The 23,730-nt window shown below is 67.0% G+C and carries 24 protein-coding genes; 9 read left to right on the top strand and 15 right to left on the bottom strand.

Features of this window, described 5'->3' with window-relative positions:
* Window positions 1–29: 29 nt before the first annotated feature.
* Window positions 30–944: a dihydrodipicolinate synthase family protein gene (locus tag CY658_RS06025; RefSeq protein ID WP_101489296.1), complete on the bottom strand. Its 915-nt coding sequence runs from the start codon at window positions 942–944 to the stop codon at window positions 30–32.
* 319 nt (window positions 945–1,263) lie between these two features.
* On the bottom strand, window positions 1,264–3,564 hold the full coding sequence (locus CY658_RS06030; RefSeq protein WP_101489297.1) for an NADP-dependent malic enzyme: 2,301 nt from the start codon (window positions 3,562–3,564) through the stop codon (window positions 1,264–1,266).
* 238 nt (window positions 3,565–3,802) lie between these two features.
* Here CY658_RS06030 and CY658_RS06035 point away from each other — a divergent pair, with 238 nt between their 5' ends.
* Complete coding sequence (locus CY658_RS06035) at window positions 3,803–5,140, top strand: NAD(P)/FAD-dependent oxidoreductase (protein WP_101489298.1); 1,338 nt, start codon at window positions 3,803–3,805, stop codon at window positions 5,138–5,140.
* 2 nt (window positions 5,141–5,142) lie between these two features.
* On the opposite strand, the gene CY658_RS06040 is transcribed toward CY658_RS06035, so the two are convergent.
* From CY658_RS06040 to gcl, 3 genes are read right to left on the bottom strand one after another with little or no spacing between them, the layout of a single operon-like run.
* Window positions 5,143–6,060, bottom strand: coding sequence for a 2-hydroxy-3-oxopropionate reductase (locus CY658_RS06040; protein ID WP_101489299.1), 918 nt, complete (start codon window positions 6,058–6,060; stop codon window positions 5,143–5,145).
* Between the two features lie 23 nt (window positions 6,061–6,083).
* Complete coding sequence (hyi, locus tag CY658_RS06045; protein ID WP_101489300.1) at window positions 6,084–6,869, bottom strand: hydroxypyruvate isomerase; 786 nt, start codon at window positions 6,867–6,869, stop codon at window positions 6,084–6,086.
* Window positions 6,870–6,886: 17 nt separating this feature from the next.
* Window positions 6,887–8,680 carry a glyoxylate carboligase gene (gcl, locus tag CY658_RS06050; RefSeq protein ID WP_099795651.1) on the bottom strand — a complete coding sequence of 598 codons (1,794 nt, stop codon included), beginning with the start codon at window positions 8,678–8,680 and terminating at the stop codon, window positions 6,887–6,889.
* Between the two features lie 110 nt (window positions 8,681–8,790).
* Here gcl and CY658_RS06055 point away from each other — a divergent pair, with 110 nt between their 5' ends.
* Complete coding sequence (locus CY658_RS06055) at window positions 8,791–9,693, top strand: LysR family transcriptional regulator (protein WP_070062397.1); 903 nt, start codon at window positions 8,791–8,793, stop codon at window positions 9,691–9,693.
* Window positions 9,694–9,839: 146 nt separating this feature from the next.
* Here CY658_RS06055 and CY658_RS06060 read toward each other — a convergent pair whose 3' ends face one another.
* From CY658_RS06060 to kynB, 4 genes are all read right to left on the bottom strand, one after another.
* Window positions 9,840–11,093, bottom strand: coding sequence for an SMI1/KNR4 family protein (locus CY658_RS06060; RefSeq protein WP_101489301.1), 1,254 nt, complete (start codon window positions 11,091–11,093; stop codon window positions 9,840–9,842).
* Window positions 11,094–11,185: 92 nt separating this feature from the next.
* Entirely contained in the window at window positions 11,186–12,043 is an 858-nt protein-coding gene (kynA, locus tag CY658_RS06065) for a tryptophan 2,3-dioxygenase (RefSeq protein ID WP_101489302.1), read from the bottom strand.
* On the bottom strand, window positions 12,040–13,320 hold the full coding sequence (kynU, locus tag CY658_RS06070; protein ID WP_101489303.1) for a kynureninase: 1,281 nt from the start codon (window positions 13,318–13,320) through the stop codon (window positions 12,040–12,042). Before kynU ends, kynA begins: the two co-directional genes overlap by 4 nt.
* 13 nt (window positions 13,321–13,333) lie before the next feature.
* Window positions 13,334–13,978 carry an arylformamidase gene (gene kynB / locus CY658_RS06075; RefSeq protein ID WP_101489304.1) on the bottom strand — a complete coding sequence of 215 codons (645 nt, stop codon included), beginning with the start codon at window positions 13,976–13,978 and terminating at the stop codon, window positions 13,334–13,336.
* A gap of 176 nt (window positions 13,979–14,154) precedes the next feature.
* Here kynB and CY658_RS06080 point away from each other — a divergent pair, with 176 nt between their 5' ends.
* Complete coding sequence (locus CY658_RS06080) at window positions 14,155–14,631, top strand: Lrp/AsnC family transcriptional regulator (protein WP_062477192.1); 477 nt, start codon at window positions 14,155–14,157, stop codon at window positions 14,629–14,631.
* A 4-nt stretch (window positions 14,632–14,635) separates the two neighbouring features.
* On the opposite strand, the gene CY658_RS06085 is transcribed toward CY658_RS06080, so the two are convergent.
* The 4 genes from CY658_RS06085 to CY658_RS06100 are packed head-to-tail and all read right to left on the bottom strand — an operon-like array spanning window position 14,636 to window position 17,688.
* The gene (locus tag CY658_RS06085) at window positions 14,636–14,953 is read right to left on the bottom strand and encodes a YkgJ family cysteine cluster protein (protein ID WP_101489305.1); all 318 of its coding nucleotides are present in this window, start codon (window positions 14,951–14,953) and stop codon (window positions 14,636–14,638) included.
* Window positions 14,950–15,510 carry a DUF2867 domain-containing protein gene (locus CY658_RS06090; protein ID WP_101489306.1) on the bottom strand — a complete coding sequence of 187 codons (561 nt, stop codon included), beginning with the start codon at window positions 15,508–15,510 and terminating at the stop codon, window positions 14,950–14,952. The genes CY658_RS06085 and CY658_RS06090 overlap by 4 nt, the downstream gene beginning before the upstream one ends.
* Before the next feature lie 34 nt (window positions 15,511–15,544).
* On the bottom strand, window positions 15,545–16,480 hold the full coding sequence (gene argF / locus CY658_RS06095) for an ornithine carbamoyltransferase (RefSeq protein ID WP_099795627.1): 936 nt from the start codon (window positions 16,478–16,480) through the stop codon (window positions 15,545–15,547).
* Window positions 16,477–17,688: an aspartate aminotransferase family protein gene (locus CY658_RS06100; RefSeq protein WP_101489307.1), complete on the bottom strand. Its 1,212-nt coding sequence runs from the start codon at window positions 17,686–17,688 to the stop codon at window positions 16,477–16,479. The genes argF and CY658_RS06100 overlap by 4 nt, the downstream gene beginning before the upstream one ends.
* Window positions 17,689–17,848: 160 nt before the next feature.
* On the opposite strand from CY658_RS06100, the gene CY658_RS06105 reads away from it, so the two are divergent.
* Window positions 17,849–18,187: a DUF3579 domain-containing protein gene (locus tag CY658_RS06105; RefSeq protein WP_062477206.1), complete on the top strand. Its 339-nt coding sequence runs from the start codon at window positions 17,849–17,851 to the stop codon at window positions 18,185–18,187.
* A gap of 167 nt (window positions 18,188–18,354) precedes the next feature.
* Here the strand turns inward: CY658_RS06105 and rpsT are convergent, their stop codons facing one another.
* Complete coding sequence (rpsT, locus tag CY658_RS06110) at window positions 18,355–18,669, bottom strand: 30S ribosomal protein S20 (protein WP_056571937.1); 315 nt, start codon at window positions 18,667–18,669, stop codon at window positions 18,355–18,357.
* A gap of 118 nt (window positions 18,670–18,787) precedes the next feature.
* Here rpsT and murJ point away from each other — a divergent pair, with 118 nt between their 5' ends.
* The 5 genes from murJ (at window position 18,788) to CY658_RS06135 (ending at window position 22,701) form a co-directional block, all read left to right on the top strand.
* Window positions 18,788–20,341 carry a murein biosynthesis integral membrane protein MurJ gene (murJ, locus tag CY658_RS06115; protein WP_101489308.1) on the top strand — a complete coding sequence of 518 codons (1,554 nt, stop codon included), beginning with the start codon at window positions 18,788–18,790 and terminating at the stop codon, window positions 20,339–20,341.
* Between the two features lie 65 nt (window positions 20,342–20,406).
* Window positions 20,407–21,258, top strand: a complete 852-nt coding sequence (locus tag CY658_RS06120) for a SirB1 family protein (protein ID WP_101489309.1) — start codon at window positions 20,407–20,409, stop codon at window positions 21,256–21,258.
* A 14-nt stretch (window positions 21,259–21,272) separates the two neighbouring features.
* Window positions 21,273–21,704, top strand: coding sequence for a bleomycin resistance protein (locus CY658_RS06125; RefSeq protein WP_101489310.1), 432 nt, complete (start codon window positions 21,273–21,275; stop codon window positions 21,702–21,704).
* Between the two features lie 123 nt (window positions 21,705–21,827).
* Window positions 21,828–22,250, top strand: a complete 423-nt coding sequence (locus CY658_RS06130; RefSeq protein WP_101489311.1) for a YciI family protein — start codon at window positions 21,828–21,830, stop codon at window positions 22,248–22,250.
* Between the two features lie 31 nt (window positions 22,251–22,281).
* Window positions 22,282–22,701: a YciI family protein gene (locus CY658_RS06135; protein ID WP_101489312.1), complete on the top strand. Its 420-nt coding sequence runs from the start codon at window positions 22,282–22,284 to the stop codon at window positions 22,699–22,701.
* A gap of 7 nt (window positions 22,702–22,708) precedes the next feature.
* Here CY658_RS06135 and CY658_RS06140 read toward each other — a convergent pair whose 3' ends face one another.
* On the bottom strand, window positions 22,709–23,704 hold the full coding sequence (locus CY658_RS06140; protein ID WP_101489313.1) for a formylglycine-generating enzyme family protein: 996 nt from the start codon (window positions 23,702–23,704) through the stop codon (window positions 22,709–22,711).
* Between the last annotated feature and the right edge of the window lie 26 nt (window positions 23,705–23,730).

Consider the following 23,730-nt stretch of genomic DNA (forward strand, 5'->3'; position numbering starts at 1 on the left):
GGGCCTTGGGGTGCGTCGTATGTGGCGGCTCAGGCGACCGACTGGTATTGGGTCGGACGCGTGGCCAGCGCCTTGCCAACAACCTTCTCGATGAAGGCACGCTCCTCGCCGATGAGCGGCAGGCGCGGGCGGCGCATGTGCTCGGTGCCCACGCCGACCAGCAGGTCGATGAGCTTGAGGTTTTGCACCAGCTTGGTCGACACGTCCAGATGCAGCATCGGCGTCATCCACTGGTAGAGCTTCAGCGCCTCTGCAAACTTGCCGGCCTTCATCAGGTCGTACAGCGCGACCGTCTCGCGCGGGAAGGCGCAACCGACACCGGCCAGCAGGCCGTCGCAGCCCAGGGCGAGGCCTTCGTAGGCCAGGTCGTCCACGCCCAGGAACAGCTGGTAGCGGTCGCCCAACGTGTTGCGCAGGTCGGTGATGCGGCGGATGTTGTCGGTGCTCTCCTTGATGGCCGCGATCCACTCGCAATCGGCCAGCTCGACCATGTGCTCGGGCTTCAGGTCCACGCGGTAGGCCACCGGGTTGTTGTAGACCATGATGGGTTTCTGAGCCGCGTTGGCGATGGTGCGCACGTTGAGCATCGCTTCGCGCGCGTCGGCCACGTAGATCACCGAAGGCATGACCATGTAGCCGGCCACGCCCAGCTTGTTGGCGCCGTCGACGTAGCGCAGGGCTTCGCGGGTGCTGGTCTCCGACACGTTGGCCAGCACGGGGATGCGGCCGTCGGCGGCTTCGAGGGCGATCTTGGCGACCTGCAGTTTCTCTTCGAGCGTCAGCGTGCTGGCTTCGCCGAGCGAGCCGCAGGTGACGAGGCCGTGGATGCCGTTGCGGATCTGGAAGTCGATGTGGCGGGCGGTGCCCTCGGCATCGATGCTTTCGTCGGCGTGGAACTTGGTGGTGATGGCGGGGAAGATGCCTTGCCAGCGGGGATTGCTCATGAACGTGTACCTCGAAAAAGAAGAGAAAGGGCGCTGTGGACAGCGGGTGGAACCAGGGTCTGAAGGCTTGGTTTATTAATATATTAGTAAGATATGTGAAATATCCGCTCAGGGTATTAGCAGATTGCGTGCCAGTCGAAATGGTGGTTGGACGCTTCTGAAAAGGGCGATCGGGCGTCTGGAAGCACCGCTTTGGCGCACCTCGCGCACCGGGGCGCCTCAGGATGCGGCGGACGAAAAAAAGCCCCGCAGCGGTGAACGCGGCGGGGCGTGCGGCTCGCGACGGAGCCGGTGGGGCGCGGTGACTACGTCAGCGCCATCAGTCCTGCGCCTTCACCTTCGCCACGGCCAGCGCCGTCATGTTGATGATGCGGCGCACCGTCGCCGAGGGCGTCAGCACGTGGGCCGAGCTCGCGGCGCCCAGCAGGATCGGGCCCACCGTGATGCCGTTTGCGCCGGTCATCTTCAGCACGTTGTAGAGGATGTGCGCCGAGTCGAGGTTCGGGCACACCAGCAGGTTGGCTTCGCCGGAGAGCGTGGTCTCGGGCAGCGCGGTGCGGCGGATCTCGTCGGACAGCGCGGCGTCGCCGTGCATCTCGCCGTCGCACTCGATGTCGGGTGCCATCTGCGAGAACAGGTCGCGCGCCAGGCGCATCTTGCGCGCCGAGCCGCGGCTGGAGGTGCCGTAGTTCGAGTGCGACAGGAAGGCCACCTTCGGCGGCAGGCCGAAGCGGCGCACCTCTTCGGCGGCCATCACGGCGATGCTGGCCAGCAGCTCGGCGCTCGGGTCTTCGTTCACGTTGGTGTCGGTGATGAACACCGTGCGCTTCTCGAGCGTGAGCGCATTCAGCGTGGCAAAGCCGGGCGCGCCGCGCTTCAGGCCGATCAGGTTGCGGATGTGTTCCAGGTGCACGTCGAAGCGTCCGACCAGGCCGCAGATCATCGCGTCGGCGTCGCCCAGGTGCAGCATCAGCGCGGCGATGGTGGTGTTGGAGCGGCGCACCATCGTCTTGGCGGCCTCGGGCGTGACGCCGCGGCGGCCCATGAGCTTGTGGAAGCTCTCCCAGTAGGTGCGAAAGCGCGGATCGTCCTCGGGGTTCACGATCTCGAAGTCGGTGCCGGGGCGGATGTGCAGGCCGGCTTTCTGGATGCGCGCCTCGATCACGGCCGGGCGGCCCACCAGGATCGGCTGGGCCAGGCCTTCGTCGACCGCCCACTGCGCGGCGCGCAGCACGCGCTCGTCTTCGCCCTCGGCGTAGGCCACGCGCTTGGTGGTGGAGATTTTTGCGGCGCTGAACACCGGGCGCATGAACATGCCCGTCTGGTAGACGAAGCGCGTCAGGTGCTGGCGGTAGGCCTCCATGTCCTCGATGGGGCGTGCGGCCACGCCCGAGGCGGCGGCCGCCTTGGCCACGGCCGGCGCGATGCGCAAAATCAGGCGCGAATCGAAGGGCTTCGGAATGATGTAGTCGGGGCCGAAGGCCAGCTCCTGGCCGGCGTAGGCGGTGGCCACTTCTTCGCTGATGTCGGCCTTGGTGAGGTCGGCAATCTCGCGCACGCAGGCCAGCTTCATTTCTTCCGTGATCTTGCTCGCGCCGCAATCGAGCGCGCCGCGGAAGATGTACGGGAAGCACAGCACGTTGTTGACCTGGTTCGGGTAGTCCGAACGGCCCGTGGCAATGATGCAATCGGGCCGCACGGCCTTGGCCAGCTCGGGGCGGATTTCAGGCTCGGGGTTGGCCAGCGCCAGGATGATCGGCTGCGTGCCCATGCTCTTGACCATCTCGGCGCTCATGACGCCGGGGGCCGAGCAGCCCAGGAACACGTCGGCATCCTTCACCACGTCGGCCAGGGTGCGGGCACCGGTGTCCTTCTGGGCGTAGCGCGACTTCGATTCGTCGAAACCGCCCGCGCGGCCCATGTAGATCAGGCCCTTGGAGTCGCAGGCGTAGATGTTGGCGGGCTTGGCGCCCAGGCCGACCATCACGTCCAGGCAGGCGATGGCGGCAGCGCCCGCGCCCGAGACGGCGATCTTGACGTCTTCGATCTTCTTGCCGACCAGCTCCAGGCCATTGAGCAATGCTGCGGCCGAGATGATGGCCGTGCCGTGCTGGTCGTCGTGGAACACCGGGATGTTCATGCGCTCGCGCAGCTTCTTCTCGATGTAGAAGCACTCGGGCGCCTTGATGTCCTCGAGGTTGATGCCGCCCAGCGTGGGCTCCAGCGCCGCAATGATGTCGACCAGCTTGTCGGGGTCGTTCTCGGCCAGCTCGATGTCGAACACGTCGATGCCGGCGAATTTCTTGAACAGGCAGCCTTTGCCTTCCATCACGGGCTTGGAGGCCAGCGGGCCGATGTTGCCCAGACCCAGCACGGCGGTGCCGTTGGTGATGACGCCCACGAGGTTGCCGCGGGCGGTGTATTCGGCCGCGAGCGACGGGTCGGCCGCAATGTCGAGGCAGGGGTAGGCCACGCCCGGCGAATACGCCAGCGACAGGTCGCGCTGGTTCAGCAGGGGCTTGGTGGGGGTGATCGAGATCTTGCCCTTGACGGGCGAGCGGTGGTATTCGCGCGCTGCTTCTCGAAGTGCTTCTTCAGCGGGGGACAGGGATGCAGCCATTTGAAAAGTCTCCTTGGTTCTGGCGGGCAATGAGGCTACCGCAAAAGCGGTGCCTCTTCTCTCGGGGGGAACGACGAGACCCTCTATCTTCCGCCTGATCGAGAGGGTCTGCCGACTGGCTAAACTTCAACACCCCTGTTTTTGGGGGGCAAAAATCCGTGCCGCACGGGCGGTGCGGCGAACCATCGTCGATCGCGACAAAGCGACACAGCGACAGAACAACACGGAGGGACATCGAATGACACCCGGACCTTTCACCGGCACCGAACCGGACGTCGTGGTCATCGGCGGAGGCCCTTCGGGCTCCACGGTGGCTGCCTTGCTCGCAGACAAGGGCCACGACGTGGTGCTGCTCGAGAAGGCGCAGCATCCGCGCTTTCACATCGGCGAATCCTTGCTGCCGATGAACATGCCGCTGTTCGACCGGCTCGGCGTGCGCACCGAGGTCGAGGCCATCGGCCTGCGCAAGCACGGCGCCGAATTCGTCTCGCCCTGGCACGACCACACCAGCCACTTCGACTTCGGCCAGGCGATGGACAAGAGCTTTCCCTATGCGGTGCACGTGCGCCGTTCGGAGTTCGACGAGCTGCTGTTCCGCCATGCCGGCAAGCGCGGTGCGCGCACCTTCGAGGGCCGGCGCGTCACCGGCGTCGACATGGACGCCGGCAAGGGAACGCCCGACAACCGCCCGCTCGTGAAGGTCAAGGCCGACGACGGCACCGAGACCGCGTGGCGCCCGCGCTTCGTGATCGACGCCAGCGGGCGCGACACGCTGCTGTCGAACCAGTTCGATGCCAAGCAGCGCAACCGCAAGCATGCGAGCGCGGCGCTGTACGGCCACTTCGCCAACGCCGAGCGCCGGCCGGGCCGCTTCGAGGGCAACATCTCGCTGTTCTGGTTCGACCATGGCTGGTTCTGGTACATCCCGCTGAAGGACGGTACCGTGAGCGTCGGCGCGGTGGCCTCGCCGGCCTACTTCAAGCGCCGCAAGGGCTCGCTCGAAGACTTCCTCATGGAAACCATCGCGCTTGCGCCCAAGCTGGCCGCGCGACTGAAGAACGCCACGCTGATGGAAGGTGCCACCTCCACCGGCAACTACGCCTACGACTCCAAGTTCTGCCGTGGCGATCGTTTCATGATGGTGGGCGACGCCTATGCCTTCGTCGACCCGATGTTCTCGTCGGGCGTGTACCTGGCGATGAACAGCGGCTTCGAGGCCGCGGCCTGCGCAGACCACTGGCTCAAGGGCGAGGCGAAGGAGGCCGAGAAGGCCTTCCGCCATTACGAGAAGGTGATGAAGCACGGCCCGAAGATGTTCTCGTGGTTCATCTACCGCATCACCTCGCCCGCCATCCGCCGCCTGTTCATGGCGCCGCGCAACATCTGGCGCATGCAGGAGGCGCTGCTGTCCATCCTGGCCGGCGACCTGTTCCGCAACACGCCCATCGGGCCGCGTTTCTGGGGCTTCAAGGTGACGTACTACGCGTCGTGCATCGGCATCCTGCCGCAGGCCGTGAAGACCTGGGCATGGCGCCGACGCAACCTGAAAGAGTCTCTGGACGCTGCAAAGAGCTAGGTTCAGTCAGGCGACACGGTGTGCTGGGCGAGGGCTTCCAAAGCCTTCACCAGCGCCGAGTGGTCCAGCTGGCCGTAGCCCATCGCCGCGCAGGCGTTCATCAGCTGCGCTGCGTTCGCGGTCTGCGGCAGCGCCACACCCAGCGAACGGGCGCTCTGCATCGCGAGGTTCAAATCCTTCTGGTGCAGCGAAATGCGGAAGCCCGGCGCGAAGGTGCGCTTGATCATGCGTTCGCCGTGCACTTCGAGAATGCGCGAGCTGGCAAAGCCGCCCATCAGCGCCTGGCGCACCTTGGCGGGGTCGGCGCCGGCCTTCGAGGCGAACACCAGCGCTTCGCTCACGGCGGCGATGTTCAGCGCCACGATGATCTGGTTGGCCACCTTGCAGACCTGGCCGTCGCCCGCGCCGCCCACCAGCGTGACGTTCTTGCCCATCTTGTCGAGCAGCGGCTTCACGCGGCCGAAGGTGCCTTCGTCGCCGCCGCACATGATCGTCAGGCTCGCGGCCTTGGCACCCACTTCGCCGCCCGAAACCGGCGCGTCGATGTAGCCGGCGCCCAGCGCGACGATGCGGCGCGCGAATTCCTTGGTGGCGATCGGGTCGATGGAGCTGCAGTCCACCACGATCTTGCCCTGCGAACCCTTCAGGCCGTCGGCCACGCCTTCCGCGCCCGGTGCGCCGAACAGCACCTTCTCCACATCAGGGGTGTCGGGCACCATGATGAAGATGATGTCGGCCTTGCGCGCCACTTCGGCGGCCGAGCCGCAGATGGTGGCCTTCGAGACGAAGGGCTCCGGCGTGTTGCCGTGCGTGTTCACGAACAGCGTGTGGCCTGCGTCGAGCAGGTGGCCCGCCATGGGGGCGCCCATGATGCCCAGGCCGATGAATCCGATTTTTTGTGCGCTTGCTGCAGTGGTCATGTCTCTGTTTCCTTCGTGAACGTTCATTGCTTCTTCGTGAGGGCTTCGCGCCAACCGAGGCCTTCCACCGTGGTGGCGCGGGGCTTGTATTCGCAGCCGATCCAGCCGTCGTAGCCCAGCGCATCGATGTGCTGGAACAGCCACGGGTAGTTGATCTCGCCCGTGCCCGGCTCGCCGCGGCCCGGGTTGTCGGCCAGCTGGATGTGGCCGATGCGCGCCAGCTGCTGGGTGAGCGTGTTGCCCAGTTCGCCTTCCATGCGCTGTGCGTGATAGATGTCGTACTGCACGCGCAGGTTGTCCGAACCCACCTCGTCGATCAGCGCCAGCGCCTGGTCGGTGCGCGTGAGAAAGAAGCCGGGGATGTCGAAGGTGTTGATCGGCTCGATCAGCAGGCGCAGGCCCGCGGCTTCGAGTTCGCGCGCGGCGAGGCGCAGGTTCTCGACCACGGTCTTGTGCGCGGCGTCGGTGCTCACGCCCGCCGGCACCTTGCCGACCAGGCAGTTGAGCTGCGGGCAGCCCAGCGCCGTGGCGTAGTCGATGGCCAGCGCGATGCCTTCGCGGAACTCGCCGGTGCGGTCCGGGTGGCAGGCGATGCCGCGCTCGCCCTTGTCCCAGTCGCCGGCCGGCAGGTTGTGCAGCACCTGCTGCAGGCTGTTCGTGCGCAACGCGGCCGTGAGTTCCTTCTTGTCGAAGGGGTAGGGGAAGAGGTACTCCACCGCCTCGAAGCCGGCCTTGGCGGCCGCCTCGAAGCGCTGCATGAACGGCAGCTCGGTGAAAAGCATCGTGAGATTGGCTGCGAACTTGGGCATGTCTTTCGTCTCCTCGGTCAGTCCAGCATCGCCACCGCGAGGGCGGTCGGTGCGTCGGCCATGCTTTCGGCCAGCGGTTCGAATTCGTTGATGGCGTCGATCTCGGTGCCCATCGCGATGTTGGTCACGCGCTCGAGCATCACCTCGATGACGACCGGCACCTGGAACTCGGCCATGAGCGCTTCGGCGCGGGCGATGGCGGGTGCCATCTCTTCCTGCTTGTGCACGCGGATCGCCTTGCAGCCCAGGCCCTCGACCACCTTGAGGTGATCGACGCCGTAGCTGCCTTCGATGCCGGCGTCGGCCGGTGCGTTGATGTTGTCGAAGGCCAGCTGCACGCAGTAGTCCATCTCGAAGCCGCGCTGCGACTGGCGGATCAGGCCGAGGTAGGAGTTGTTGACCACGATGTGCAGGTAGGGCAGCTTGAACTGCGCGCCCACGGCCAGCTCTTCGATCATGAACTGGAAGTCATAGTCGCCCGAGAGCGCGACGATCTTGCGCGTCGGGTCGGCGGCGCGCACGCCCAGTGCGGCGGGAATGGTCCAGCCCAGCGGGCCGGCCTGGCCGCAGTTGATCCAGTGGCGCGGGTTGTACACGTGCAGGAACTGCGCGGCCGCGATCTGCGACAGGCCGATCGTGCTCACGTAGCAGGTGTCGCGGTCCAGGTGGTTGTTCATGCACTGGTACACGCGCTGCGGCTTCATCGGCACGGTGTCGAAGTTGGTCTTGCGCAGCAAGGTCTTCTTGCGCTCGCGGCATTCGCCGGCCCAGGCGCCCCGGTCGGTGAGCTTGCCCGCGGCCTTCATTTCCTCGGCCACTTCGACGAAGAGCTCGAGCGCGGCCTTGGCATCGGAGACGATGCCGAAGTCGGGCGTGAACACGCGGCCGATCTGCGTGGGTTCGATGTCCACGTGCACGAAGGTGCGGCCCTTGGTGTAGACGTCGACCGAGCCGGTGTGGCGGTTGGCCCAGCGGTTGCCGATGCCGAGCACGAAGTCCGAAGCGAGCACCGTGGCGTTGCCGTAGCGGTGGCTGGTCTGCAGGCCGCACATGCCGGCCATGAGCGGGTGGTCGTCGGGAATGGTGCCCCAGCCCATGAGCGTGGGGATCACCGGCACGCCGGTGGCTTCGGCAAAGCGCACGAGCAGGTCGGACGCGTCGGCGTTGATGATGCCGCCGCCGGCCACGATCAGCGGGCGCTCGGCCGCCTGCATCATGCCGATGGCCTTCTCGATCTGGGCGCGCGTGGCTGCTGGCTTGTAGGGCTTGAGGGGCTCGTAGGCGTCGATGTCGAACTCGATCTGCGCCATCTGCACGTCGAAGGGCAGGTCGATGAGCACGGGGCCCGGGCGGCCCGAGCGCATGAGGTGGAAGGCCTGCTGGAACACCTGCGGCACCTGGCCGGGTTCACGCACGGTGACCGACCACTTGGTGACGGGCTTGGAGATCGACTCGATGTCGACCGCCTGGAAGTCTTCCTTGTAGAGGCGGGCGCGCGGTGCCTGGCCGGTGATGCAAAGAATGGGAATCGAATCGGCCCAGGCCGAGTACAGGCCCGTGATCATGTCGGTGCCCGCCGGGCCCGAGGTGCCGATGCACACGCCGATGTTGCCGGCGATGGCACGGGTGTAGCCCTCGGCCATGTGCGAGGCACCCTCGACGTGGCGCGCCAGAATGTGCGCGATGCTGCCGCGCTGGCGCATCGCCGAGTACAGCGGGTTGATTGCTGCGCCCGGCACGCCGAAGGCCTGCGTCACGCCTTCTTTTTCCATCACCAGAACTGCGGCCTGGACCGCTGTCATCTTTGCCATTGAAAGTCTCCTTGAGGTGGCCCCACTGTAGGAAGCGGGGCGCATTCCAAGAAGACGGCTGGGGACCATAAAACCTATTCCATGGCGGAATAACTGGCTACCATCCGGCCATGGACCGTCTACTGGCTATGGAAATGTTTGTGCGGGTCGTCGAGACCGGCAGCTTCTCGAAGGCGGCGCGCGAGTTCAACACCACGCAGCCCACCGTGACCAAGCAGGTCGCGGCCACGGAGGCGCGTCTCAAGGTGCGGCTGCTCAACCGCAACACGCGCGGCGTGAGCCTCACGGAGCCGGGCGCGCTGTACTACGAGAAGTGCAAGACCATCGTGCGCGACGCGGAGGAGGCCGACAGCATCGTGCAGCTGCGGCAGAACCAGGCGCAGGGCCTGCTGCGCGTGGGCACGTCGGTGGCCTTCGGGCGGCGCGTGGTGGTGCCGCTGGCGCTGGAGTACATGCGCCGGCATCCGCAGGTGCAGCTCGACCTGAGTTTTGAGGACCGCTACGTGGACCTCATCGCGCAGGGCATCGACGTGGCGATCCGCATGGGCAAGCTGGCCGATTCGTCACTGGGCGCGCGCTACCTCGGCGCCAATCCGTGGGTCATGGTGGCGTCGCCGGCCTACCTGAAGAAGCACGGCACGCCCAAGCGCGCGCAGGACCTGAGCGCGCACGTGGCGCTGATCTACAGCAGCGTGGTGGGCGACGAGTTCTGGCGCATGCATACGCCGAAGGGCGACCCGGTGACGGTGCCTGTTTCGGGGCGCTTCCGTTCCAACAACCTGTCGGCGGTGCTGGCTGCGGCGCGTGATGGGCTGGGCATTGCGTTGATGCCGCGCTATGTGGCGAGCGAGTCGCTGGCGGCTGGCAAGGTGAACGCCGTGCTGGGGGACCATGCGTTGCCGGAGCAGGAGATTCACGCGGTGTTTCCTTCGCCGAAGCTGGTGCCTGGGAAGGTGTCGGGGTTCGTGGCGTTTCTGCAGGGGCGGTTTGACGAGGGGTGGTGGGACGCCTGACGCGGGTCGTTCAGGGCGCGTGCCCAGGCCATCGGGTACTTTCCTCCGCAAATGCTCCCCGGCCTGCGGCCTCCGGAGGGCGAAGCCCGGAGGACATTCGCCGAGCAAGGCTCCCCGTCGCCGGGAGCGTCGCCCGGAACAAAACGTCAGAGCCGAAACGTCTGCAGATGCTCGATGCGCTCAGCCAGACCTTCCTGCCCCAGGTAATGCCCCTGCGTCCCATCGCGCATCTGCGCGAGCGTGGTTTCCAGTTCGATCAACATTGCGTCGCGATCCGCCACGAAAGCCGGCGGCACGTCGATGCCGATTTGCGTGCAGGCGTCGGCGATCAGGTGTGCGCTGGCGGGTGCACCGCAGGCCGCGCATTTCACGATGGCGGCGACGGTCGGTTCGGCGCCGTTGTCCAGCAGGGCGCGCGTGAGTTCGGGGGAAATCTGGCCGTCGATGTTGCGCAGCACATCAGGCGCCACCGGTGCGCCCGCGCGCACCAGCGCCGCTGCAGCGGCGAAGGCGCTGTGTCCCACGGCCACGTCGGTGGCGAGTGCACTGCCTTCATGCGGCCCTTCGAAGTTCAGGCCTGCGGCGGCAAGGTCGGCGACCAGCGCGGCGTCGTCGGCGGCGATCGCGTGACGCAGCGCCGCGCGTGCGAGCGCCGGGTGATGGCGCAGCGTGCCGTCGGCGAGCGGGGTGCGCCAGTCGACGATGGCGCGGCAATAGAAGGTGACCAGCTTGTCCATCAGGTCGAGGTCCAGCCCGTACCCTTCGTGGCGGTCGTCGAGGTAGGCGAGCAGCGCCTGCCCCGAGAAGTAGTCGCTCGTGGGCGCCAGCGGGTCTTCGTCGAGATGCAGCGCTGCGAAGGCGCCGTCCAGGTCGGCGGCGACGGGGCTCAGGCCGTCTTCGTGCAGCGCGTGGGTCCAGGCCGGCGGCAGGCCTTGCTTCCACGCAATGATCTGGCCGTGCGTGGCGCCGGGCTCGACCACCGCGTAGACGCGGTCGCAGTACTCGAAGCCACCGAAAGGAAGGTGCGTGAGCTTGCCGCTCCAGGGCGTGCCGCTGTCTTCGGCCGCTTCTTCGGCGAGTTCCTGTTCGTGTTCGATCCAGCCCTGAAGATCGCGGTAGCCGTCGCTGCCGTCCCAGAACAGCTCCGACCAGCTGACGCTTTCGACGTTGCCGTTCATCGGCAGCGCCAGGTCGTAGTCGAGACGCCCGCCCGCGGTGTGCTGCCACAGCGCGACCAGCGCTTCGGGCAGCGGGCCGGCGCACAACGCCTGCACGGCATCGATCTGCTGCTGCGGCATCGGCGGCTGCGCGTCGAAGATCACGCGATCGGCGAAGAGCACGACGCCATGTTCGCGCAGGGTGGAGAGCTCGTCGGCAGAGAACGAGGTGTTGTTGTTCATGGCAGCCTCCGTGTTCTCCAAAATGTAGCGCTTTGCGCCGATGGAGCAACCCTCGTTCGCCCGGGGCTACCCCGAGCCCCGCGCATCTCGCACTACAGATCGGTGCGCAACTTCCAGATCTCGGGGAACAGCACCACGTCGAGCATCTTGCGCAGGTAGCTCACGCCGCCCGTGCCGCCGGTGCCGCGCTTGAAGCCGATCACGCGCTCGACCGTGGTCACGTGGCGGAAGCGCCAGAGGCGGAAGGCGTCTTCGAGGTCGGTGAGTTTTTCGCCGAGCTGGTACAGGTCCCAGTGATCGTGCGGGTTGCGGTAGACGACGAGCCAGGCCGCTTCGACGCCGTCGCTCGATTCATACGGTTGCGTCCAGTCGCGCTCGAGCCGGTCGGCGGGCACGGGCAGGCCGTGGCGTGCGAGCAGGCGCAGCGATTCGTCGTACAGCGAGGGCGCGCGGTAGGCGGCATCGACCTGCGCGAGCAGGTCGGCCCGGTGGGCGTGCGGCTTGAGCATGGCGGCGTTCTTGTTGCCGAGCAGGAACTCGATGCAGCGGTATTGCGCACTCTGAAAGCCGCTGGAGTTGGCGAGGTAGGGGCGCATCGCCGTGTACTCGGGCGGCGTCATGGTGGAGAGCACGGTCCATGCGCTCACCAGCTGTTCCATGATGCGGCTCACGCGCGCGAGCATCTTGAAGGCGTCGGGCAGGCGCTCTTGCGCGATGCACTGCACGGCGGCGTGCAGTTCGTGCAGCATGAGCTTCATCCAGAGTTCGCTGGTCTGGTGCTGCACGATGAACAGCATCTCGTCGTGCGCGGGCGACAGCGGGTGCTGCGCGTTCAGGATCTCGTCGAGGTGCAGGTAGTCGCCGTAGCTCATGGACTTGCTGAAGTCCAGCTGCGCCTTCTCTTCGTGGACGATGGACTCGGGGGTCTTGTTGTCGTTGTCGGTGCTCATGTCACTGCGTTCTTGCGGTTGAATTCGGCGCGTTGCCACTCGCCGGTCTCGAGCACCTGCACGAGGTGTTCGACCGAGTGCCACACATCCTCGAAGCCGACATACAGCGGCGTGAAGCCGAAGCGCAGGATGTCGGGCATCTGCGAATCGCCGGCGCGGTAGTCGCCGATCACGCCGCGCGCGATCAGCGCCTGCACGATGGCGTAGGCGCCTTCCTCACGGCTCAGGCACACCTGCGAGCCGCGCAGCGCGTGGTCGCGCGGCGTGACGAGCGACAGGCCCTGGCCGGCACAGCGTTCTTCGACCAGGCGGATGAACAGGTCGGTGAGCGCGAGCGACTTGGTGCGCAGCGCGGCCATCGCACCGCCGGTGCCGTTGAAGGCTTCGGCGGCGAGCACGGTGTCGAGACCGCACTCGAGGCCGGCCAATGCGATGACAGGCTGCGTGCCGCACAGGTAGCGGCCGACGCCCGGGGCGGGGCGGTAGTGCGGCGTGAACTCGAAGGGTGCCGCATGGCCCCACCAGCCCGACAGCGGCTGCTCGAACTGGCCTGCGTGCTTCGTGTTCACCCAGGCGAAGGCCGGGGCGCCGGGGCCGCCGTTGAGGTACTTGTAGCCGCAGCCGATGGCGTAGTCGGCGTCGCTGTCGTTGAGCGCCACGGGCACGGCGCCCGCGCTGTGCGCCAGGTCCCACACGGTGAGCGCGCCCACTGCGTGCGCGGCGGCGGTGACGGCCTTCATGTCGTGCATGGCGCCGGTGCGGTAGTTGACGTGCGTGAGCATCAGCACGGCGACCTCGTCGGTCAGCGCCGTGGGCAATTCGCTCGCGTCGATCAGCTTCAGCGTGAAGCCGCGTTCACGGCACAGCGATTCGGCGATGTACAGGTCGGTCGGGAAATTGCTGCGCTCGCTGACCACCAGCTTGCGACCGCTCGCCTTCTGCTGCGAGAGCGCGGCGAACAACACCTTGTAGAGATTGACGGACGTGCTGTCGGTGCACACCACCTCGCCGGGCGCGGCACCGATGAGCCGGGCCACCTTGTCGCCCAGGCGCTGCGGCAGGTCGAACCAGCTCGCGGTATTCCAGGAGCGGATCAGGCCTTCGCCCCATTCCTTGGCGACCACTTCGGCGATGCGCGCGGGCGCAGCCGTGGGCAGCACGCCGAGCGAGTTGCCGTCGAGGTAGAGCACGCCATCGGGCAGGGTGAATTGGTCGCGCAGGGCGCGCAGCGGGTCTTGCGCGTCGAGGGCGCGGCAGTCGGCGAGGGTCGTCGTCATGGAAAGGGTGGTTTCAGCGGGGAAGTTCGCGCAGCACGGCGCGCACGGGGGAGGCATCGGCGCTCGTCAGCTTCAGCGGCAGCGCGATGAGTTCGTAGTCGCCCTCGGGCACGGTGTCGAGCACGAGGTTCTCGAGCACGCGCAGGTCGAGGTGGCGGATGCGCTGGTGGCTGTCGAGCGTCTTGCTGTCGGCCGGGTCGATGCTGGCGGTGTCGATGCCGATGAGCTTGACGCCCATGGCCGCCAGGCGCTCGACGGTGGCGGGTTCGTAGGCTGCGAGCTGCGGGTCCCAGCGGTCGATCGGCATGGCGGGGTAGGTGCGCACGAGCACGCGCGGCGGCAGCGTGTCGGTCACGGCATGCGCGATGTGCTCCCAGGTGACCAGCGGGCCGCGGCCGATCGCGTGGATCACGCGGCACGGGCCAAGAAAGGGCGTGAGGTCGACCTGGCCGATGGTCTGGCCTTCGGGGGCGTAGTGCAGGGGCGCGTCGGCATGGGTGCCCACGTGCGGCGACAGCGTGATCGCGCTCACGTTGACCGGGCAGCCCGGGCCGATGGTGGCGCACCACTGCTGCGAATACGGCGTGTCGCCCGGGAACACCGGGCTGCCGGCGTGCACGGGGGCGGAGATGTCCCAGAGTCGGAGCGGGGCGGTCATGGCGGGCGGCAAGGCGAAGGAAGAAAAAGGGCAGTGTGGGCCGGTTGGAGGCGCTCCACAAGGGGCCGGCGGGTGCCGAATGCTATGCGCAGTGACTGCCTGGAGTCGAGAAGTTATCCATCAATCATCGAAAGATTGAATAATCTATTCAATCAACGGGAATTGGAGAACAAATCATGCAAGCCGACCTCGACCGAACCGACCTCCAGCTGCTGCGCGCGCTGCAGGACAACGCCCGCCTGACCTCGGGCGAGCTGGCGCAGATGGCGCACCTGTCGCAATCGCCGTGCTGGCGGCGGGTGAAGAAGCTGGAAGACGACGGCGTGATCGGCGGCTACCACGCGGGCCTGAACCGGCGCGCGCTGGGCTTCGGCGTGCTGGCCTTCGTGATGGTCGGCATCGACCACCAGACCGAAATTTCGTCGCGTGCCTTCGAGGACGCGGTGTGCGCGATTCCCGAGGTGGTGATGTTCCACGGCATCTCGGGGCCGGCGGATTTCATCCTCGTGGTGGTCGCGAAGGACCTCGACGCTTATTCCGACCTGCTGCAGCGCAAGCTGCACCGCCTGCCGGGCGTGCGCCACGTGCAGACGCATTTCTCGCTGCAGGAGTTCAAGGGACAGCTGGGCGGGTTGCCGGTGCCCGTTGCTTGAATCGTCAGTGCAGCTCGTCGGACAGCATCGCGAGGCCATGCCGCAGGCGCGCGCGCTGACAGGCATCGCTGCCGGCCTGCAGCTCGTGGCAAGGGTTCGGTCGCCATTCGTAGATGCCGCAGGCCACCGACTGGCCGATCTTGCCGGTGAGCGCGGCGCAGCGCGGTGGCGTGTGGTCGGTGCCGCGCATGCGGCACAGGGCGTCGTTCACGTCGACCGCCAGGCCCGAGGGCACGCGGCCCCCGTTGTCGTCGAGCTCGTGCACGCTGAAGTCGACGCGGTAGGCGGCGCAGCAGGCGCCGCAGGTCTGGCAGGGATTCATGAGGCGAGCAGCGCGGCATCACGCACGCGCTGCAGCATGCGGCGGCGGATCAGCCCGCTGGCGGGACGGATCAGCAGCCAGTAGGCAGTGAAGCGGCGCTGCGCGGCGGCGTCGCCGCACCAGACCCGGGTGCGGGTGGTGAGGCGCGTGCCCGAGCCTTCGGGCTCGGCCGTGAAGTGAAGCACCAGCTTGGCAAGGCCCGTGGCATCGAGCGCGGCGAAGGCCGGGCCGTCGGCCAGCGGGACCAGGCCGTAGTCGAAGCGCCAGAAGCGACCGGCCAGCCCGAAGGCCAGTTCGCGTTCGCCGTCGCGCCCCAGCGGTGTGAGGTCGGAGAAGCCGAAGGCCTCGCGCTGGCGCAGCGTGGCGGCGGCGAGGCCGAGCCGGCTGGCCAGCCGGTTCGGCAGTTCGCGCAGCGCGATCAGGCGGCGCGCCACGGGGTCGTCGGTGATCTCGGGCCGGGCGGCCATGTCGAGCGCGCGCGCGGGCGACGCCGGCACGTGGAGGCTGTGCGTCTCCGCGAACTGGTAGCGCGGCAGGTAGCGGTTCATCAGCTCCATGCGGCGCCTCGTGGGTTCAGGGGGGCGATGTCTGTCAGAGCCTGCCGAGCAGCAGGAACTCCATCAGCGCCTTCTGTGCGTGCAGGCGGTTCTCGGCCTCGTCCCACACGACCGACTGCGGACCGTCGATGACTTCGGCCTGCACTTCCTCGCCGCGGTGCGCGGGCAGGCAGTGCATGAAGAGGGCGTCGGGCTGGGCGATGCGCATCATGTCCTCGTCGACGCACCAGTCGGCGAAGGCCTTGCGGCGCGCTTCGTTCTCGGCCTCGTAGCCCATGCTGGTCCAGACGTCGGTGGTGACGAGGTCGGCGCCGCGGCAGGCTTCCATCGGGTCCTTGAAGACCTTGTAGCTGTCGCCCGAGCGGATGCCGGCGATCGACTGGTCGACTTCGTAGCCGCTGGGCGTGCTCACGTGCACGGTGAAGCCCAAAATTTCAGCGGCCTGCAGCCAGGTGTTGGCCATGTTGTTGCCGTCGCCAACCCACGCCACCGTCTTGCCCTGGATCGAACCGCGGTGCTCGATGTACGTGAAGATGTCCGCCAGGATCTGGCAGGGGTGGAACTCGTTGGTCAAGCCGTTGATGACGGGCACGCGCGAGTGCGCGGCAAAGGTGTCGATCTTGGTTTGCTCGTAGGTGCGGATCATCACCAGGTCGACCATGCGGCTGATGACCTTGGCGCTGTCCTCGATGGGCTCGGCGCGGCCGAGCTGGCTGTCGCCCGTGGTCAGGTGCACCACGCTGCCGCCGAGCTGGTACATGCCGGCCTCGAAGCTCACGCGGGTGCGCGTGCTGGCCTTCTCGAAGATCATGGCCAGCGTGCGGTCGGTCAGCGGCTGGTGCTTTTCATACGTCTTGAACTTCTTCTTGATGATCGCCATGCGATCGAAGAGGTAGACGTACTCGTCGGCCGTGAGGTCCGAGAACTGCAGGTAGTGGCGCAGGGCGTTCGGTGCGGCGGCGGTCGTCATTGCGCAACGGGCTCCGAGAGGAAGGTCTTGACGATCGGCGCGAGGATCGCAACGATCTCGTCGGCTTCGGCAATGCTCAGGATGAGCGGCGGCACGAGGCGGATCACCTTGTCGGCCGTCACGCTCAGCAGCAGGCCGGCGTCGCAGGCGCGGTTCAGGATCACGCCGCAGGGACGGGCGAGCTCGATGCCGAGCATCAGGCCCTGGCCGCGGATTTCTTTCACGCCCGGCAGGCCGCCGATTTCGCGCTCCAGCGCGGCCTTCAGGTGCGCGCCCACGGTGGCGGCGTTTTCGAGCAGCTTGTGCTCTTCCATGATGCGGATGGTTTCCACACCGGCGCGCATCGCCAGCGGGTTGCCGCCGAAGGTGGTGCCGTGGTTGCCCGGGCCGAAGATGTTGGCGGCCTTGGGGCCGGCCACGACGGCGCCGATCGGCACGCCCGAACCCAGGCCCTTGGCCAGCGGCATCACGTCGGGCAAGATGCCCGCCCACTGGTGCGCAAACCACTTGCCGGTGCGGCCCATGCCGCACTGCACTTCGTCGATCATCATGAGCCAGTCGCGCTCGTCGCACAGCGCGCGCACCTGCTTGAGGTAGTCGACGCGCATCGGGTTGATGCCGCCTTCGCCCTGGATGGTTTCGAAGAACACGGCGACCACGTTCGGGTTGCCTTCTGTGGCCTTCTTCAGCGCCTCGATGTCGTTCAGCGGCACGCGGATGAAGCCTTCGACCAGCGGGCCGAAACCGGCCTGCACCTTGGGGTTGCCGGTGGCCGACAGCGTGGCGATGCTGCGGCCGTGGAAGGCGGCTTCGTAGACGACGATCTCGGGGCGCTCGATGCCCTTGTCGTGGCCGAACTTGCGCGCCAGCTTCAGCGCGGCTTCGTTGGCTTCCAGGCCGGTGCAGCAGAAGAAGGCGTTGGTCAGGCCCGACAGCTCGGTGAGCTTGGTGGCCAGCTGTTCCTGACCGGTCACGTGGTAGTAGTTGGAGCTGTGGATCAGCTTGGTCAGCTGGTCTTGCAATGCGGGCACCAGCTCGGGGTGGTTGTGGCCCAGCGTGTTGACGGCAATGCCGCCCAGGCCGTCGAGGTAGGCCTTGCCCGTGGTGTCCCAGACTCGGCAGCCCTGGCCGTGCGACAGCGCGATCGGCAGGCGACCGTAGGTGTTCATGACGTGGGGCGAGGTGGGTTGCTGGGCGGTGGCGCTCATTCGGTACTCCAGATAGGGAACACGAATTCTAGGCGTGCGATTTGACGGCTTCGTTGAGGATTCCGCATCACAGCAATGCCCCCCATTCAGGATGCAAAAAGAGCCCCGGATAGAATTGCTTGCTGCACCGCAGCACCTGTTTCGGTCGCCTCACTTCACGATGATTTCCCCCAACGCCAAAGAAATCTTCATCCAGGGCATCACCCACGATGGCCGCACTTTTCGCCCCAGCGACTGGGCCGAACGCCTCGCCGGCGTCATGTGCTCCTTCCGCCCCGGCGGCGCCTACCCGGGCAGCCACCTGAGCTACTCGCCCTGGTGCATTCCCACGACCATCAACGGCGTGAAATGCGTGGTGGTGAACCGTGCCCTGCGCGACGCCGAACCCATGGCCTGGGACTTCTGCGTGAACTTCGCGAAAGACAACAACCTCCAGGTGGCCGAGGCCTGCCTGGTGCCCGACCCGGCGGACACGCCGCCCCCTCCCAAAAAGACCTGACTTCCAGGTCTTTTTTTTGGGCTGCACGGGTTGCTCGTCGCGCCTGGATGCTTTTCGAGCGCCCATGAAAAAACCGCCCGAAGGCGGTTTTTCACTTTTGCTTGCTGCAGCGCACCCCGATCAAACGGCGGACTGGAGAATTCCGGTCCGGGCTTGCCTGACAGGTGTCAGGCGGCGGCCTTTTCAGGCGCGAGGGCGAGGGCCTTGACCTTGGCCGACAGGCGGCTCTTGTCGCGGGCTGCCTTGTTCTTGTGGAAGATGCCCTTGTCGGCGACGGTGTCGACGATGCTCTGGGCCTTCGCGAACAGTTCGCTTGCCTTGGTCTTGTCGCCAGCCAGAACAGCCTTTTCGACGTTCTTGACAGCGGTACGGTATTTGGAACGCAGCGAGGTGTTCGCAGCGTTGAGCTTGACGTCCTGGCGGACGCGCTTGCGGCCCGACGCGAGGCGGGGGTTCTTCTTCTTGGGCTTGGCGGATGCCATATTTAGTGTTCCTTAGGTGTCTGAGGATGATGCAGCAAAGCCCTCCATTATAGGCCGGGTTCCGGTTTTTGCCGAATTGCCTGCTTTTGTCACCTTTCGGAGCCCTACACTCGCCCCGGTGTCCCTGTTCAAATCCGCCTCCACCGTCTCCCTGCTGACCCTCGCTTCGCGGATTACGGGCCTCGTGCGCGACGTGCTGTTTGCCTCGGTCTTCGGCGTCAGCGCGCTCACCGACGCCTTCAACGTCGCCTTTCGCATCCCCAACCTGTTTCGCCGCGTGTTCGGCGAAGGCGCCTTCAGCCAGGCCTTCGTGCCGGTGCTGGCTGCACGCAAGGCCGAAGCGGGGCAAGAGGGCGCCCGCGAGCTGGTCGACCACGTCGCCACGCTGCTGACCTGGGCCCTGGTGGTGCTGTGCATCGCGGGCGTGGCCGGTGCGCCGCTGCTGGTCTGGGCCATGGCCAGCGGGCTGCAGGGCTTCGACGCCGCCGTGGTCATGACGCGCTGGATGTTCCCCTACATCGGCTTCATGTCGCTGGTGGCGCTGGCGGGCGGCATTCTCAACACCTGGCGCAAGTTCGCGGTGCCGGCGGCGTCGCCGGTGCTGCTCAACATTGCGCTGATCCTGTCGATCTCGATCGGCGCGCCGCTGTTCCGCCGCTACGGCGTCGAGCCGATCTATGCCCAGTGCGTGGGCGTGATGGTCGGCGGCGTGCTGCAGCTGGCCCTGCAGATTCCGGCGCTGCGCGCGCTGGGGCTCATGCCGCGCATCGGCGCCAGCTTCAAGGCACTGCGCACCGCGTGGACCGATCCGACCACCCGCAAGGTCATGAAGCTCATGCTGCCGGCGCTGCTGGGCGTGAGCGTGGCGCAGATTTCGCTGCTCATCAACACGCAGATCGCCTCGCACCTGGCCACCGGCAGCGTGACCTGGGTCACCAATGCCGACCGGCTGATGGAATTCCCCACTGCCATGCTGGGCGTGGCGCTCGGCGTGGTGCTGATGCCGCAGCTCGCGGGCGCCCGCGCCACAAAAGACGACGCACGCTACTCGTCGCTGCTCGACTGGGGCCTGCGGCTCGTGGTGCTGCTGGCGGCGCCGTGCGCCGTGGCGCTGCTGCTGTTTGCCAAGCCGCTGGTGGCCGTGCTGTTCCACAACGGCGCCTACACCGGCGAAGACGTCGGCCGCACCACCGTGGCACTCATGGGCTACGGCGTGGGGCTGGTCGGCCTTGTGGCGGTGAAGGTGCTCGCGCCCGGCTACTACGCCAAGCACGACACGCGCACGCCCATGCTGATTGCCGTGTGCGTGCTGGTGCTCACCCAGGTGCTCAACTTCTTCCTGGTGCCGCTGCTGCAGCACGCGGCGCTGACGCTGACGATCGGCATCGGGGCATTGGTCAACGCGCTCTGGCTGCTGATCGGCCTGGTCCGCCGCGGCAGCTACACCCCCGAGCCCGGCTGGGGCAAGTTCGCGCTGCAGGTGCTGCTGGGCACCGTGGTGCTGGCGGCCTTGCTGGCTTGGGGCACTCACTATTTCGACTGGGTCGGCCTGCGCGCGCAGCGCTTGCACCGCATCGGTCTTCTGGCCGCGCTCATCGCCGGCGCCGCGCTGCTCTATTTCGCCGTGCTCAGGGCCACGGGCGTGCGCCTGCGCAGTTTCATGCGCCGTTAAGGTGCCGTTGGCGAGCCGGAAAACCACTGCCTTGACGCTCCCCGCGGGCTCCTCTACAAAGCCATATGACGTTCAGCTACCAGGTTCCCACGGCACTGGAATATTTCGAGTCGCTGGTCGGCAGCGATGACCACTTTCCGCTGCTCGAAGCGGCCGCCAGCATCGCGCAGGACGAATACCCCGAACTCGACGTGCAGCAGGTGCTGGGCGACGTCGACCAGCTGCTCGCGCGCCTCAAGCGCCGCCTGCCAGTCGACGCCGCGCCGCTGGCCCGGCTGCGCGCGCTGAACCAGTTCTTCTTCAGCGACCTGAACTTCGGCGGCAACGTCAACGACTACTACGACCCCGACAACAGCTACCTGAACGCCGTGCTGCGCACCCGCCGCGGCATTCCGATCTCGCTGGCCGTGCTGTGGATGGAGCTGGCGCAGGGCCTGGGCCTGCAGACGCGCGGCATCAGCTTTCCGGGGCATTTCATGGTCAAGGTCACGCTGCCCAAGGGGCAGGTCGTGATCGATCCGTTCACCGGCAAGTCGCTCTCGCGCGAAGAGCTGGGCGAGCGGCTCGAGCCCTACAAGCGCGGCAACGGGCTGGTCGGCGAGTTCGACGTGCCGCTGGGCCTGTACCTGCAGCCGGCGAGCCCGCGCGAGATCATTGCGCGCATGCTGCGCAACCTGAAGGAAGTGCACCACGCGCAGGAAGACTGGCCGCGCTACATCGCGGTGCAGAACCGCCTCATTGCGCTCTTGCCCAGCGCCTGGGGCGAGCACCGCGACCGCGGCGTGGCGCATGCCGAGCAGGGCCATGCGGCGCTGGCCGTGTTCGACCTCGAGACCTACCTCGCCAACGCCGAAGACGCGCTCGACATCGACGCGATCGCCGAGCGCGTGGCGCTGCTGCGGCGCCTGGCCAACTGACCCGCCACAAACCCATGACCGACACCCGCACCGGCGTGAGCGCGGCGCCTCCCGACCTGGGCACACTGCACGAATTCCACGGCGTGCAGCCCGTGTTGCCGGTGTCCGACGTCTCGCGCGCCGCGCGCTGGTTTTCCGAGGTGCTGGGGTTCGAGATCGACTTCATCGCCGGCGAACCGCCCAGCTATGCCCGCGTGAAGAAGGGCGACCGCAGCTACGGCGACCCGGTGTACCTGCGCCTGTGGCAGTGCGGCAGCCGCGAAGCCCGGCCCTGGCGCGGCGAAATCGTGATCCACGTCGGCAAGGACATCGACGGGCTGCACGCCGCCTATGTGAAGCGCGGCGTGACCGTGATCGAACCCCCCACGTCCCAGCCCTGGGGCCTGCGCGAATTCGCGATCCGCGAACCCGACGGCCACGTGCTGCGGTTCTGCGGCTATCTCTGACACACAAAATTACAAGCCGATCGATGCGGCCGTGTCGATCCGTTGTTCGCTCGTGCGACGTGTGAACAGGAGGGCGCAGATTCCGGCGCCTCCCGATCCTCATCAACCCACAGGAGAAACGACATGCGATTCATGGTTCTGGTCAAGGCGAGTCCCGATTCCGAAGCCGGCGTGATGCCGAGCACCGAGCTACTGACCGAGATGGGCCGGTTCAACGAAGAACTGGTCAAGGCCGGCGTGCTGCTGGCGGGCGAGGGGCTGCACCCGTCGGCCAAGGGTGCCCGCGTGCGCTGCGAAGGCAAGAAGCGCACCGTCATCGACGGCCCCTTTACCGAGACGAAGGAGCTGCTTGCGGGCTTCTGGCTGCTGCAGGTCAAGTCGAAGGAAGAGGCCATCGAGTGGATCAAGCGCAGCCCGTTCCAGGAAGGCGAGATCGAGATCCGCCAGGTGTTCGAGGCCACCGATTTCGGCGAGGCCATGACGCCCGAGCTGCTGGCCCAGGAAGACCGCCTGCGCGCCGAGTCGGCCGCCAAGGCTGGCCGCTGAACCCCGTCCATCCTTCGAAGGAGAAACGACCATGCGATTCATGATGCTGATGATTCCCCACGGCTACGAAAGCGCGGCGCCCGGCACCGTGCCCGACGACGTCGAACGCGTGGGGTCGATGATGGCTTTCAACGAGTCCCTGCAGAAGGCCGGCGTGCTGATCGGCTGCGAGGGCCTGCACCCGCTCTCGATGGGTGCGCGCGTGAGCTTTCCGGGCGGCAAGCCGAAGGTCGTCGACGGCCCCTTTGCCGAGGTCAAGGAAGTGCTGGGCGGCTACTGGCTGATCGATGTCGCCTCGCGCGCCGAAGCCATCGAATGGGCGAGCCGCTGCCCGGGCAGCGAGAACGAGGTCATCGAGATCCGGCAGGTGCAGGAGATGGAGGACTTCTCGCCCGAGGTGCAGGACGTGGCGAGCGAATTCACGTCGATGCAGCAGACCCTGAAGAAGTGAACGGGTCCTAGTCTTCCCGCACCAGCCGGATGCCCACCAGCGTGTAGCGGGTGTCCGGCGCATTCCAGTTGCGGTAGGACGAGCGGGCATAGAAAGCCCAGGTGTGCCAGGAGCCGCCACGGCGCACCCGCACGGTGCCTGTGGCGGGGCCCTGGGGGTCGTCGACCGGTGCGCGCGCGTAGTATTCGTCGCCATGCCAGTCGGCCACCCATTCCCACGCATTGCCGTGCATGTCGTAGAGGCCCCAGGCGTTCGGCGCGAAGCTGCCGACCGGGGCGGTGAAGGCAAAGCCGTCGTCGCCCGCGAGCGCCATCGCGCGCCAGCGCGGCCAATGGGCGGCACTGCGCGTGTCGAACACATTGGCCCCGCGCAGCAGCGTGGCCGGATCGTTCCCCGTGCTGTAGCGCGTGCGCGTGCCGGCGCGGCAGGCGTACTCCCACTCGGCCTCGGTCGGCAGGCGGTAGCGCCGGCCTTCCGTCTTGCTCAGCCATGCGGCCAGCGCCAGCGCGTCGTTCCAGCTCACGTTGACGACGGGGTGGCTGTCGTCCTGTGCAAAGCCGGGGTTGCGCCACGAGTAGCGCGGGTCGCGACCTTCAAAAGCGTCGCCACGCCGCGTGGTGGCGGGGTCGTAGTCAGCGCGCCAGCCGTAGCCGCCGGTGCCGTCGGCCACCGATTCGGGCACATGGCCCGAGGCCTCGAGGAAGCGCCGGAACTGGCCCACCGTCACCTCGTGCTGCCCCATCCAGAACGCCCGCGTGATGCGCACCTTGTGCACCGGCCCTTCGTCGGCCAGTTGGGTGAAGCGCTCCTTCGGCAACTCGGGGTAGTCGCGTGCCAGCGCCTCGGGCGCCTCGTCGCTGCCCATGAGGAATTCGCCGGCCGGCAATCGCACGAAGGCCATGCCGAGGCTGTTGCGTTCCACTGCGGGGCGATCCGCCCAGACGCCGCTGGAGGCGAGGCCGAACGCGAAACCCAGGCTCAACAAGACGAGGCGTGGTGTCATGGCCGCATGCTATCCGGCGCGCCGAT

The sequence above is a fragment of the Variovorax sp. RO1 genome (genome assembly GCF_002849325.1).
Lineage (GTDB): Bacteria > Pseudomonadota > Gammaproteobacteria > Burkholderiales > Burkholderiaceae_C > Variovorax.